This is a genomic window from Sphingomonas sp. Leaf67 (assembly GCF_001421965.1).
Lineage (GTDB): Bacteria > Pseudomonadota > Alphaproteobacteria > Sphingomonadales > Sphingomonadaceae > Sphingomonas.
In genome coordinates this window covers 916,529-929,123 of record NZ_LMLP01000001.1, presented here as the reverse complement: position 1 = coordinate 929,123, position 12,595 = coordinate 916,529, and the positions used below count along the sequence as shown (strand labels likewise).

The window sequence follows — 12,595 nt, the reverse complement described above, 5'->3', positions numbered from 1 at the left end:
CCATGGCGCTCGCCGAAATTTCCCTGTCGATGTCCGCCGGTGTGCTGTTGATGGCGGCCGGGGTCGCCTTTCTGCTGGTCGCCGCCATCGGCCTCGTCCGCCTGCCCGACGCATTGCAACGGATGCACAGCGCGACGAAGGCGGGGACGCTCGGCACGGCGCTGGTGATCGTCGGCGCGATGCTGCTGGGCGAAGTCGCGCGGCCGCAGACGGGATTGTTGACGATCCTCTTCCTGCTCGTAACCCTACCCTTCGGCGCACAACTGCTCGGCCGGGCAACCTATGTGGCGCGTACGCCGCTCGACGGGATCACCGACGATCCACTGGCCAGCGACGAACAGTTCGCGGCAGGAAAGCCGCCGTCGGGCGATCGGTAGATGCCGGGCAGTCGTCGCCCGACCGGCCGCGCGGCCTTGGGCCGGTAATCGCGATCGGGCTCGATGGATTGGCACAGGATGCTCGCCGGGGGATCAGGTCGAACTAACCAGTCGCTCCACCGTCCTCGCAAGATGGCTCAGCGCGTAGATGTCGAACGTATCCAATCGCGGCTCCGTGTCGGCCACACAGAGTGCGCCAAGCGCGTACCCTGCGCGGTTGACCAGCGGTATACCTGCATAGAAGCGAATATGCGGTGCCTCGATCACTGCTGGATTTCTTGCGAACCGAACATCCGCCAGCGTGTCCAGCACGATGAGAGGCTCGCCGGGTCTCAAGATGGTATGGGCGCAGAACGCTTCGCTACGCGGACCCTCTTCCGCGTCGAGCCCGATCCGAGCCGCGAACCACTGTCGGGCACGATCGATGATCGTCACCGCCGCTATTGGTGTTTTGGCAAGCCGGGCCGCGTCCTCGACGATCGACTGCAGTGCCGGATTGTTGGCACGCCGTGTGATGCCGGTCCGATCGACGGCTGCCTGCCGCTGCATCTCGTTCGCCCCGATCGGCCCGTACGCTCCCACAAGCGCCCTCCTGTGTTTTTTCTAAAGATAAAGCTAACCAAGCCATAGGTTTAGGTAAAGGGCAGTCGTCGTGTCACCGGCGGAATTCTGGATGGTCGGTGGCAGGAGCCGCTGATTGGCGGCGGTCCATCGTGTTCCCTGAGAATGTCGAATGGCCCTGCGAACGTTCATGGTTGCGGGCGCTGATCTGGCCATATCGATTGCACGGCCTATGGGAGTATCGCTCCGGCGTCGGCATCCGTCGCATTGCGCCGGCAGGAGTTCGTCCGGTGTCATGCGTGCGATCATCGGAAACGGCATCATATTCCTCGCGATGGTCGGGATTACGAATCCGCAACGTATCGGGACAATGCGTTGCCCGGTGGCCTGTCGTGACGAACGAGCCTGTAGGCGGTGGTGTCGCGTGACGGCAGATCCGTGCGTCGAGGACGACCGGAATGCGGAGCAATCCGTTCGGGTTTGCCGCGCCTTGTAACCTTCCGGGACGTGGACCCGGTAGCGGCGAACCGTGCCGGGATAGATATGCGGCCGCAGTTCGAAAGAATGGTCGGCCGTTCGATCACGGTAAGATGCTTCTCGTTGCGGGGCGGCCTTTCCATCCTGCGCGTGGAAGCTGTATCAAAGGGGTGAGTCTGGTGAGGCAAGCGCTCTGCGTCGAGGCTCAACGGCTTGTTACCGTACCTCGATCGGAAGCTCCGAGTTTTTCAGCGGTGAGGACATGCCAACAAACCGTTGCCGACAGCATCTTGGCGATCCGATCATCGTCCATGCCAGTTGCCATCGGCGAGTGCCCCGACGCATGGCATGCAGTGCGATCGAGGCGTACTCTGTCCAAAGCATTTGTGCGGTATCGGTCCCGATCACTGGCGCTGGTCGGGCAGATCGACGAAAGCACGCATAGCTTGATCCTCGACGGCGCATCGGCTGGGCAGGTTGCCAGCCCTGACCGGGTAGCGCGTTCGTTGATGGCGTAGGTGAACAACAGGTCGAGCTCCCGAAGCACGTTCAGCGCCACCATCGCTGGTACAATATGTAGTCCAAGTCGAAGGGCGCGGCCGATATAGAGCCGTTCCGCACGAGCGGCACCGCTGCGCAAGGCGTCAAGCGCAGGTGACCGCCCGCGATAGACCGACGCTGCGCCTGGGTTTACGGTCATGTTGAGCTTTTCAATCGTCACGGCTGGTCGAAACGCACAGCTGCCTGGCGCGCGGTGTCGGGATGTTCAAGGCATGCTTCCTTTGATACGTCGATGTAGGGACAGTCCGACGAGAATGCCGGTACCGCGTTGTGGTCGAATGCCGTCGATCAGAATTTTCGGACCGTGTCATGCGCGTCGTTGATCACGTTCCGGCGAGTAGATGCGATCGGTAACGGCGGCGAGTGTTCGTAAATTTACGACCGGATGCCTCTTCTGCGAACGGCGTAAAGCGTTATATGGTTTCCGGGGCGATATTGCCCCGTCCTTGGGACATATTGATGCCGGCATTCAAGACCCCTGATTTCAACGAGCGTACTGCTGCTGCTCGTGCAGCCAAACTGGAGGCGTTGAAGCAGTATCGTCAACGACCCGAACCTGACCCAGTCGTCGTGGCAGAGCGTAAAGCTGCCCGTGAAGCACGAGAAGCTGCGCAGGCCGAGCGGCAGGCTGCGAAGCTCGCGGCCGCTGCCTTGGCCAAGGAAGCCGCGGAACAGGCAAAAGCGGCCGCTGAAGCAGCCGCCCTTGCAGAAGCAGAAGCCGCAAAGGCGAAGCTTCCGAAGGTACCGACGGCAGCGGAACTGAAAGCGGCGCGAGATGCCCGGTACGCAGCACGCAAAGCCCGAAACTAGCGGTTTGATCGTCTTTCCCGGAGCTGCGTGACCGCGAACCCGGGAGCATTCCGCGCGCGCAGGTCGATGGCAACATCGACTGAGCCATCGCGGTGGTCGAGCGGGAGTCGGTGCAGGCGACTGCCCGCATCGGTTATTTTCTACCGTTCGATGGCGCCTTAGGCCATCCGGCAAGCGCGACGGGCCATTCGCGATTGCTCAAACGCTGAATCTGTCGAGCGGAGAAGCATTTCGTCGGGCACCGTGGTCAACCAACCGCGTGGTCCCGGCTAGAGGCGAACGCCGAACCGGGTTTTCAAGGCCTTCGTCGCGTTGCCCGGTCGTCAAGATTGCTACGACGGGTAGCCCGCATGGATGCAGCGCCGATCAAACCGCAGACGTCTGGTCCGTCTGGGGAAAGGGAGGCGATCCTCAGCGGGTCGATGCCCGCCGTTGTCAGGAAGGCATATGGTCACCCCACGTATCATACGTCAGTCTAGCTGTTTGCTCCCGGTGATTGGTGGTGCGACAACCACGAGCGAGTGGAAGGAAGCGCCAGGTTTTGCGCGGGAGCGCCACGAAGACCGAGGTTGTCCGTCGAGCGATATAACATAGTAAAGAGAGCCTGAGAGCGCTGGCAAGGTGCCACGGCGTCGACCAGAAGACGATCGCCAAGTGGCGCAAACGTTTATTGACGGTCGGTCTGCGGACCGGACCCAAAGAGGCCAGGTCCACGACGCTGACGATCGAAGAGGAGGCAGTAGCCGTGGAGGGACTGTCAGTAATTTCGTGTGCGGGCGGGCGGATGCACATTACGCCGCCATGGCGCGGATGAAGCGCTCGCCGAAGATGACGGCGAACCGGGCCTTGGCCATGGTCCACTCACGTGGCGGCATCCTCCACTCTTTCTCCGAGCGGTTCAAGATCAGGTAGAGCAGCTTGGTGGCGGCCTCGTCGCTGGGGAAATGCCCCCGGGCACGCACGGCCCGGCGCAGCTTTGAGTTGAGCGCTTCAATGGCGTTGGTGGTGTAGATGATCCGTCGGACCTCGTCGGGGAAGGCGAAGAACGGGATCACCTCGGCCCACGCGCGCCGCCAGCTCTGGCCAATGGCCGGGTAGCGGGTGCCCCAGGGCCCGGCCTCGAAGGCCGTCAGCGCCTGCTCGGCCGCCTTGGCGCTGGGTGCGCGGTAGACTTCCTTCAGCGCTGTCGCGAGGCCCTTGCGGTCCTTCCAGGAGACGAAATCCATCGAATTTCTAAGCAGATGGACAATACATGTCTGGACGACTGCCTCCGGAAATACGGCGGTGATGGCATCGGGAAAGCCCTTCAGCCCGTCGACGACGGCAAGGAGGATATCCTCGGTGCCGCGGTTCCTGAGCTCGTTCATGACCCTGAGCCAGAATTTGGCGCCCAGCCTCACTGACGATGATCCCCCGGATCATCGTCCGGGCGTTCGGCTTCTGCTCTAGCCACAGGCCCGGCACCTCCTTGGTGCCATCGGCGCGAACGCCCAGCGCGATGTGGATGGCTTTGTTGCGCACCATGCCTTCGTCGCGGATCTTCACCCGCAAGGCGTCGAAGAAGACGAGCGGATAGACCGGATCGAGCGGCCGTTGCTGCCAGGTCGCCACCTCGTCGAGCACGGCGNTCGTCGCGGATCTTCACCCGCAAGGCGTCGAAGAAGACGAGCGGATAGACCGGATCGAGCGGCCGTTGCTGCCAGGTCGCCACCTCGTCGAGCACGGCGTCGGTCACCGTCGAGATCAGGTCTGGCGACACGTCGATGCCATACAGATCGTGCAGGTGCCCGGTGATCTCCCGGGTGCTCATGCCCCGCGCGTACATCGACACGATCTTCTCATCGAAGCCGGGGAAGCGCCGCTGGTATTTGGCGATCAGTTGCGGGTCGAAGCTNCTCCCGGGTGCTCATGCCCCGCGCGTACATCGACACGATCTTCTCATCGAAGCCGGGGAAGCGCCGCTGGTATTTGGCGATCAGTTGCGGGTCGAAGCTAGCCTGCCGGTCGCGCGGTACGTCGATCGCCAGCTTGCCCGTATCAGTCGTGATCGTCTTCCGACCGTAGCCGTTGCGCGAATTGCCGGCGCCGTCACCCCGGCCAACAGCTGATCCAGAAGATCATTCGGTATCGCAGGCTCTTTGCGTCGAGACATATCGGGGCTCCTTCGTTCCCGTTATGCCCGTCCGCACACGAAATTCCTGACAGGCCCGGCCAGATCAGCGCCATCTTCACCGACGCCAACTCCTGCTACCACCTCGCCTTCGCGCGGATCGGCGCGCCCGAACCCACCAACAGACCAAGGCGCAGACGCATCTGATCGAATCGTCCAAAACGCCTCGTTTCGCGACATGCTGGCCCGCTTCAACCGCCGAACCAAGCGCGCCTCCAAGACCCAACAGATGCTCGAGATCACCCTCGACATCTTCCTCGCCAGAAAACGTCTACAGAGTCTGAATTGAACATTCCCGGGTGCGGAGGGAGACTCGAGCTTGAAAAAGCCCGACGCCTTGGCCGCGGGTCGATCCCCGCGGGTGCGGGGGAGACTGGCGCAATCACGCGGAAGACGCGCTCGCCCGGGGTCGATCCCCGCGGGTGCGGGGGAGACCGGCACCGGATGGGCTGGACGCGTCCCAGATACGGTCGATCCCCGCGGGTGCGGGGGAGACACGGTGCTGATCGGGCTATCCGCCGACCGGTCGGGTCGATCCCCGCGGGTGCAGGGGAGACGCCGAAAGCGGCAACGTGGCGGCCGAAAAGGAGGGTCGATCCCCGCGGGTGCGGGGGAGACATTGGCGGTCTGGCGCTTGACCGCCGCTGGCAGGGTCGATCCCCGCGGGTGCGGGGGAGACATCAGCGCCAACGTGGTGCCGACCTGTCCGTTGGGTCGATCCCCGCGGGTGCGGGGGAGACCAGCAACATCACGAAGGGCGATAACCCCCGGCGGGTCGATCCCCGCGGGTGCGGGGGAGACGGGCTGCAACTGGGTGCGGTGGGAGAGGTGTCGGGTCGATCCCCGCGGGTGCGGGGGAGACCCAATGCCCAAACGCTTGTCGGTAGCCTCGTAGGGTCGATCCCCGCGGGTGCGGGGGAGACTAGTCGTCGCAATCCGCCATAATGGCACGACGGGGTCGATCCCCGCGGGTGCGGGGGAGACGCACCGGCTCCCCCCTCACTGAATCCGGGATTGGGTCGATCCCCGCGGGTGCGGGGGAGACCAGCCGTAGCGCCATGCCAGCGCATTCGGGTCGGGTCGATCCCCGCGGGTGCGGGGGAGACAGCTTTTAAGGACGGCCGCGAGGTTCTTGTTGGGGTCGATCCCCGCGGGTGCGGGGGAGACGTAGCTGCGGCCCGACGTGATCGCGAAGCCCAGGGTCGATCCCCGCGGGTGCGGGGGAGACGTCGAGGCCATCCATTCGCCTGCGTACAGCCGGGATCGATCCCCGCGGGTGCGGGGGAGACGCCTCCAGCACGGCCTTGCCCTTGGGCGACTGGGGTCGATCCCCGCGGGTGCGGGGGAGACGCGTTGGCGGTGCCCTTTTTGTAGGCGATCAGGGGTCGATCCCCGCGGGTGCGGGGGAGACGTCGACGCGCCACGCTTGATGTTGCCGACCTGCGGTCGATCCCCGCGGGTGCGGGGGAGACTGATGGCGAAATCAAGCTGCAGCCGGCGGACGGGGTCGATCCCCGCGGGTGCGGGGGAGACTCTATGTCCTTATGCCAGCCCGTCCCGGTCGCGGGTCGATCCCCGCGGGTGCGGGGGAGACGTCTTGCCGTGCTTTGCGATGATGGTGGTCATGGGTCGATCCCCGCGGGTGCGGGGGAGACGCATTCCGGCATTGAGCGCACGCCATGCCAGCGGGTCGATCCCCGCGGGTGCGGGGGAGACGATCGTCATGCCAAGCTGACGACTGGTCACCAGGGTCGATCCCCGCGGGTGCGGGGGAGACTTGTCCAGCGCGGTATCGGCCTTGCTCGCAGCGGGTCGATCCCCGCGGGTGCGGGGGAGACGGTCGCCGTTCCCGCTCGAATTGATCTGCGCCGGGTCGATCCCCGCGGGTGCGGGGGAGACAGCGGGGGCACGAACATGCCGATGCGCAGGAAGGGTCGATCCCCGCGGGTGCGGGGGAGACCGACGGTGATAGGATCACTGCCTGCCGAATCCGGGTCGATCCCCGCGGGTGCGGGGGAGACATCGCGTCGAAGTCTATCGCCATGCTCACGCCGGGTCGATCCCCGCGGGTGCGGGGGAGACCCAGTAATCACCACCGGATAGTCGACCCGCAGGGGTCGATCCCCGCGGGTGCGGGGGAGACGAACCGCGACAGCCGCGCAAGACCATTGCCGAAGGTCGATCCCCGCGGGTGCGGGGGAGACCGGCGCTCGATTTCCTCAACCGGGTCTTCAAGGGGTCGATCCCCGCGGGTGCGGGGGAGACCTGTGGGAGTCGGATTACCGCCGTTAGGTGGCGGGTCGATCCCCGCGGGTGCGGGGGAGACTACCGTCGACCGGCTCGCCTTCGGGGTCCTCGGGGTCGATCCCCGCGGGTGCGGGGGAGACGGCGCACCGTCGATGAACGTCATCCCCGCCCGGGGTCGATCCCCGCGGGTGCGGGGGAGACGGCCTCGTAGACGAACCGAAGCGTTTCCTCACGGGTCGATCCCCGCGGGTGCGGGGGAGACCCGCGCTGTCGAGCGCGATCGAGAGCAACGTCGGGTCGATCCCCGCGGGTGCGGGGGAGACCAACCGGTAGGCGTGGTCCGTCAGTGCCGAGCGGGTCGATCCCCGCGGGTGCGGGGGAGACTGGAAAGCATTTGGGAACGCAAGACTTGGATGCGGTCGATCCCCGCGGGTCCGGGGGAGACAAGGTCGGGCCGATCGGGCCGATTTTCTCGCAGGGTCGATCCCCGCGGGTGCGGGGGAGACGTAGCGCCCAGCGTGTTGCCGAACTGCACATGGGGTCGATCCCCGCGGGTGCGGGGGAGACGAAGTAATGCTCGACAGGGTGCCGCGCTGCTCGGGTCGATCCCCGCGGGTGCGGGGGAGACTTGCCGACCGCGATGCACAGCGCCCCGAATGCGGGTCGATCCCCGCGGGTGCGGGGGAGACTCCTCGATCTCGGCGTAGAAGTCGAACGGGTCGGGTCGATCCCCGCGGGTGCGGGGGAGACGCCCCCCTGATATTCCGCAAGGTGCTAGGATCGGGTCGATCCCCGCGGGTGCGGGGGAGACCGCTGGCCGGGCTTTGACCCGGCCGGCACCCTGGGTCGATCCCCGCGGGTGCGGGGGAGACGAAAGGTTGAGGCTCTTAGCGACCTGAAGTGCGGGTCGATCCCCGCGGGTGCGGGGGAGACCCTCGCGCGCGTTTTCGAGATCATAGCCGGCGAGGGTCGATCCCCGCGGGTGCGGGGGAGACGATATCCAGTCGGATCCGGAATATTCGGCGGCGGGTCGATCCCCGCGGGTGCGGGGGAGACTCTTCGGCGACCAGGTTCGCGACCTCGTCGGCGGGTCGATCCCCGCGGGTGCGGGGGAGACGGCGAGGAAGCGACTGCCGCAATCCGGCACCAGGGTCGATCCCCGCGGGTGCGGGGGAGACGCCAGTGCCGCCACCGTCGCCCGCAAGCCCGAGGGTCGATCCCCGCGGGTGCGGGGGAGACAGCGGACATGACATGGCAGTTTGCGTTGGCGGGGGTCGATCCCCGCGGGTGCGGGGGAGACGGGGGGAAGTCGATTACCCAATCCGATTGGAAGGGTCGATCCCCGCGGGTGCGGGGGAGACTCTGCCGGTCAACTGCCTCGTTTCGTTCACAATGTCAAAGATCGCCTGTCGCGCACCCTTCAGAACCTTACCCCGGCGGTTCGGGGATCTGGCGTCCCGACAATGCGCGGCGGACCAGGAGGATGCCGTCATGTGCGACCACGTCCTTGGGCGGTTCGCCAAGGACCGACAGGCCGAGGCCACCCGCCGATGCCGGCTCGGCCCAGCACATGACGATGCTGCCACGGCGCAGGCGGGTGTGCCATTCCTCGACGACGGTCCAGATGCGGCCGCGCACGCCGGCGCTCATGCGGGGCTGGGCGTAGACGCCGGGGGCGAGTTCGAGCATCGCTGAGCCGAGGAAGCCGCGATAGCGGTCCTCGACGTCGCGGGTGATGACGACGGTCAGCGGCACGGCGTCAGCCGTGATCGGACGATAGCGGCGTGACGGCGGACGGACCGGGCGGCTCCGTCGCGCTGGCCGGCATCAATAATGCCTTGATGCGGTCGATCATGCCGGGGATCACGCTGCGCTGGCGGAAGAGCAGTGCGGCGCGTTTGCGGACCAGCCGTTCGATCGGCGCCGCCCCCCGTGCCCGCGCTTCGCGCACCGCGCCGAAGGCGATGTCGAGCAGCACGTCGTGGCGATACAGATCGCCGATATCGAGCACGAAGCTCTGCCCCGAATCCTCGTGGACGAAGCCCAGTTGCGGGATCGCGCCGGTCGCGGCGACGGCGACCGCGGCGGCGGCGGTCATCGCCGATCCGGCATGGTTGATCGCCTGGTTGGCGAGGTCGCCGGCCTCCGGGTTTTCGCGGTCGTAGCGGCGACCGTTCCACACGATGCCGTGGCGTTCGGCGGCAAGGACATAGGCGCGCTTGATCCGCGCGCCCTCCTGTCCGCGCAGCACGGCGATGTCGCGGGTCCGAACGATCTCGCCGAAGCGCATCGCGTACATGGCGCGTGCGGTTTCCATGCGCAGCTTCGGATCGGCCCAGCGGCGGACCTGCGCGCGGGCCAGCGCCGAACTGTCGGGCATCAGCGGCGGCGCGGTGTAGAAGCGCACCGCCCCGTCGCCGATCGCCGCCAAGGCGCAGCCATGGCGGGCGAGCAGGCGCAGCGCGTCATGGGTAACGCTCGACCCTGGCCCCAGCAACACGATCGAGATGGCATGATACGGAATCTGGTAATCGCCCGCGCCCAGCGCCCCGCCGCCCGCCGTCACGAACCGCAGGCAGCCATCCTCCACCTCCAGCCGTCCGCGATCCAGCCATACCAGCCCCTGCCGGTCGGCATGGGGAATCCGAGCCTTTTCAAGGCCGAGGCGGCCGGACAGCATCTACCCGGCCCGGGTCGGCGGGGCGAGCAGCAACATGCCATAGCCGAAGCCGGAATGCCGCCCGATCCCCTTGGCCAGCAACCCGGCAAAGGCCGCCGGATCGGCGATGGTCAGCGTTCCGCCGATCAGCGCGTCCGGCCCCTCGACCCGGTGGGTGCGGCGTCCTTCGCTGCGGTGCGTATTGCGCAAGGCGCGCGTGCGGCGGAACAGCCGGAGGTCGGCATGGTCCAGCGTCGCGGTACCGGCGAGGCGCGTTGTCAGCCAGTCGATATAGACCGCCGCCCGGTCGACGGTGTCGGGGTCGCCGCCCGCCCGTTCGATCCGTTCGCGCGCGGCGACATGGGCGTCGATCTCGCCCGCGTTGCGCTGCCATGCGTCCGATCGGCCGGCACGTTCTGCGCGAACCGTCTTGCCGAACCGTACGACCGGGCGCACCCGCACTTCGAAGCCGTAGCGCGCGCCTTCCCGCCAGGTCCCGGGCATCGGCTGTAGCCTGGGATCGCCGTCGAACACCGCCTGGACATCGGTATCGGCCGTTGGCAGTGCTGCGGCGTCGTCGAACGCGGCACGATCCTGAACATAGCCCAGCAGATGCGGCCCCTTCCCATGGTCGGGCAGGAACCGGAACGGGCGCGGCGCGGCATCGCCGAACCGTGCGAGGAGCGCGGCATGCAGCGCATAACCAAAATCCTCGTCGCTCAGCCGCCGCGCCACTGCGAACGCCGCCAGCGCACGGACATCAATGCCGATACGGGCGAGGTACAGGGTCATGGCGTGAACCCCGGCCAGTCGAGCCGGCCGACCATCACCCGACGCAGCCCGGCATGAACCCCGGCGGGCCAGTGGCGTTCGTCGGTCAGTTCCTCGGTCTGCGCATCCGGTGCAACGACGCCGCCGGTCGGTTCGCCGAACGGCCATTGTGCGCGGATTGCGGCGGGGTGGCGAAGCTCGATCTTCGCGAACCCCAGCGTCAGCGCGTCGGGGATGGTATCGGCCTCCACCTCGCCCAGCAACAGCGGGCGCGACGGGAGGAACGGCTTGCGGCCGAGAAACAGCGGACGTTCGGGGCGGCACAGTGCCTCCGCCAATGCATCGAGATCGGGCGCGGCGTCCGCCGGTTCCAGCCGACAGGCGATCAGGACGCGGGCATCGGCGTCCATGTCGCGATAGCGGATATGCGGCGATTTATAGGTGTCGGCACCGCCCGCGCGCCTCTCCACCCGCCCGCGGGTGGTCCAGCCGCGATCATTGGCACCGAGCTGCGCGGTCTGGAACTCGCGCTCGCGCCGTCCCTCGACCACCCGCGCCGATCCGATCACCAGCCTCGCCTGCAACGCGGCATGGGCATCGACGTCGAAGCGTTCCCATCCCAGCGCATTGGCGAACAGCCCGGCGACCATCGACTTCGACGGAAAATCGCGCACCACGCCATAGGCATCGACCAGATCGCCGCCGAAGCTCATCAACGGCGCGTCGCAATCGAGCAGCAGATGTTTCACGCAGTCGCATCCCGTACGACCGATCCGGCCCATGCGGCCAGCGCGCGCAGAGGGCCGTTGGCGATGCCGGTCAGGGCAAGGTCGGGCATAGCGGTATGGCGGCGAGCTTCGCCGGTTTCGTAAAGAGTATCATAGTCGGTAAGGTGCTTTGCCATCGCCTGAGCCGTGCGTTGACCGAGCGAGCCTTCGGGATCGTGATCGGTCGTGACCGCGTCGCGAAAGGCGTTGGCCAGCGTACGCGGCTGGCGGTCGCCGGCCTCGATCAACACCAGTTCGGCGCGGCTATAGGGCGCGGTCGATCCCTTCTTCGCACCGGGCGAGATTTCAGCGACGAGGTGGACGAGATGCTCGACCACTTGCGCGGCCAGCGTCCGGTCGTGGTCGCCGGTCCAGTCCTTGCGGTCGCAACCGGTCAAGTTCGATACCAGCAAGGGTACGTCGACCACGACATAACCGTAATACAATCCGGAGGTTAGTTCGGTGTCGAATACGCCCGCGGCCCCGGCATCGTCACCTTGTTCCCGGTCGCTGAGGTCGTCGACGACGGTGAAATAATCGGTTTCGGCCTGCATCGCATGGACGGTGAAGGCATGGGCGACATGGATCGCCGCGTCGCGATTGGCTTTGGTGTCACTGGTCACCATCCGCCCGAACAGCGCGGCCTCCAGCGATGCCGCCAGCAAATTCTGGTCGCGCAACTGGTTCAGATTGTTCTTCTGTTCCTTGACCCAGATCTCGGCCGCCGCCTTCACCCCGGCTGCGCTGGCGCTTTCGGCGAGCAGGCGTTCGGCCTCGGACGCCAGCCATGCCAGTTCGGGGCGACCGAACAGCAACGCCTGCCGCTGCTGCTTGTCCTTGGCGTTCTTGCCATAGAATTTGGTGATGAACGCTTCCTCGACCGCGTCGACCATATCCTTGTCGAACCGGGCGCGCAGCGGGCCGGTGACCTCGCGTTCGATCGCCTGTTTCGAGCGGACGCCCTCTACGCTGTTGCGCTTCGCCAGTTCATGCAGCGCGTGGCGGTCGTCGGCCATGCGCCAATGCCGCTTCAGGCATTGCGACGACACACGGGTCCGCGTGGCGGTGCCGAAGGGCAGGCGCTTGGCAAGGCCGGCATCGTCGCGGTTGAGCAAGGCACCCGGCCATGCCGCGAGGAAATGGATCTGGATGAATTTCGGCACGATGCCGTCGGTTGCGGTGGTCGTCATGCGAA

Annotated in this window: 9 protein-coding genes, 4 pseudogenes and 1 CRISPR repeat array; of the genes and pseudogenes, 3 read left to right on the top strand and 10 right to left on the bottom strand. The window is 66.4% G+C overall.

Annotated features, from left to right (window positions below):
- Positions 1–2: 2 nt before the first annotated feature.
- Positions 3–377 (top strand): monovalent cation/H(+) antiporter subunit G, encoded by a 375-nt coding sequence (gene mnhG, locus ASE90_RS04415; RefSeq protein ID WP_235530376.1) that lies wholly within the window; start codon positions 3–5, stop codon positions 375–377.
- Between the two features lie 93 nt (positions 378–470).
- Here mnhG and ASE90_RS04410 read toward each other — a convergent pair whose 3' ends face one another.
- Both ASE90_RS04410 and ASE90_RS19505 read right to left on the bottom strand, forming a co-directional pair.
- Positions 471–926, bottom strand: a complete 456-nt coding sequence (locus tag ASE90_RS04410) for a GAF domain-containing protein (protein ID WP_055996416.1) — start codon at positions 924–926, stop codon at positions 471–473.
- Positions 927–1,620: 694 nt separating this feature from the next.
- Positions 1,621–2,136: a hypothetical protein gene (locus ASE90_RS19505; protein WP_156361405.1), complete on the bottom strand. Its 516-nt coding sequence runs from the start codon at positions 2,134–2,136 to the stop codon at positions 1,621–1,623.
- 299 nt (positions 2,137–2,435) lie between these two features.
- On the opposite strand from ASE90_RS19505, the gene ASE90_RS18915 reads away from it, so the two are divergent.
- The gene (locus ASE90_RS18915) at positions 2,436–2,786 is read left to right on the top strand and encodes a DUF6481 family protein (protein WP_082449542.1); all 351 of its coding nucleotides are present in this window, start codon (positions 2,436–2,438) and stop codon (positions 2,784–2,786) included.
- Positions 2,787–3,288: 502 nt separating this feature from the next.
- A pseudogene (locus ASE90_RS20460) lies at positions 3,289–3,534 on the top strand (hypothetical protein); the annotation flags it as partial.
- Between the two features lie 43 nt (positions 3,535–3,577).
- Here ASE90_RS20460 and ASE90_RS20455 read toward each other — a convergent pair.
- The 8 genes and pseudogenes from ASE90_RS20455 to cas7e form a co-directional block, all read right to left on the bottom strand.
- Positions 3,578–4,413, bottom strand: a pseudogene (locus ASE90_RS20455) (IS256 family transposase); the annotation flags it as partial.
- 1 nt (position 4,414) lies between these two features.
- Positions 4,415–4,680, bottom strand: a pseudogene (locus tag ASE90_RS20450) (transposase); the annotation flags it as partial.
- Position 4,681: 1 nt separating this feature from the next.
- Positions 4,682–4,938, bottom strand: a pseudogene (locus ASE90_RS20445) (transposase); the annotation flags it as partial.
- Positions 4,939–5,301: 363 nt separating this feature from the next.
- A CRISPR array of direct repeats spans positions 5,302–8,564; the repeat unit is 29 nt; unit sequence GGGTCGATCCCCGCGGGTGCGGGGGAGAC.
- Positions 8,565–8,631: 67 nt separating this feature from the next.
- Entirely contained in the window at positions 8,632–8,958 is a 327-nt protein-coding gene (gene cas2e, locus ASE90_RS04400) for a type I-E CRISPR-associated endoribonuclease Cas2e (RefSeq protein WP_055996414.1), read from the bottom strand.
- A 4-nt stretch (positions 8,959–8,962) separates the two neighbouring features.
- Positions 8,963–9,883, bottom strand: a complete 921-nt coding sequence (gene cas1e, locus ASE90_RS04395; protein ID WP_055996411.1) for a type I-E CRISPR-associated endonuclease Cas1e — start codon at positions 9,881–9,883, stop codon at positions 8,963–8,965.
- A complete protein-coding gene (locus tag ASE90_RS04390) occupies positions 9,884–10,654 on the bottom strand; it encodes a type I-E CRISPR-associated protein Cas6/Cse3/CasE (RefSeq protein ID WP_055996408.1) in 771 nt (256 codons plus the stop codon). It abuts the gene before it with no gap.
- Positions 10,651–11,382: a type I-E CRISPR-associated protein Cas5/CasD gene (gene cas5e, locus ASE90_RS04385; RefSeq protein WP_200910774.1), complete on the bottom strand. Its 732-nt coding sequence runs from the start codon at positions 11,380–11,382 to the stop codon at positions 10,651–10,653. The genes ASE90_RS04390 and cas5e overlap by 4 nt, the downstream gene beginning before the upstream one ends.
- On the bottom strand, positions 11,379–12,590 hold the full coding sequence (gene cas7e / locus ASE90_RS04380) for a type I-E CRISPR-associated protein Cas7/Cse4/CasC (protein WP_055996401.1): 1,212 nt from the start codon (positions 12,588–12,590) through the stop codon (positions 11,379–11,381). The genes cas5e and cas7e overlap by 4 nt, the downstream gene beginning before the upstream one ends.
- Positions 12,591–12,595: the final 5 nt, after the last annotated feature.

What these genes read in the sequence shown, in the direction of transcription:
- mnhG (WP_235530376.1), top strand. Translation starts at nt 3, where the DNA reads ATGGCGCTCGCCGAAATTTCCCTGTCGATGTCCGCCGGTGTGCTGTTG.
- ASE90_RS04410 (WP_055996416.1), bottom strand. Translation starts at nt 926, where the DNA reads ATGCAGCGGCAGGCAGCCGTCGATCGGACCGGCATCACACGGCGTGCC.
- ASE90_RS18915 (WP_082449542.1), top strand. Translation starts at nt 2,436, where the DNA reads ATGCCGGCATTCAAGACCCCTGATTTCAACGAGCGTACTGCTGCTGCT.
- cas1e (WP_055996411.1), bottom strand. Translation starts at nt 9,883, where the DNA reads ATGCTGTCCGGCCGCCTCGGCCTTGAAAAGGCTCGGATTCCCCATGCC.
- ASE90_RS04390 (WP_055996408.1), bottom strand. Translation starts at nt 10,654, where the DNA reads ATGACCCTGTACCTCGCCCGTATCGGCATTGATGTCCGTGCGCTGGCG.
- cas7e (WP_055996401.1), bottom strand. Translation starts at nt 12,590, where the DNA reads ATGACGACCACCGCAACCGACGGCATCGTGCCGAAATTCATCCAGATC.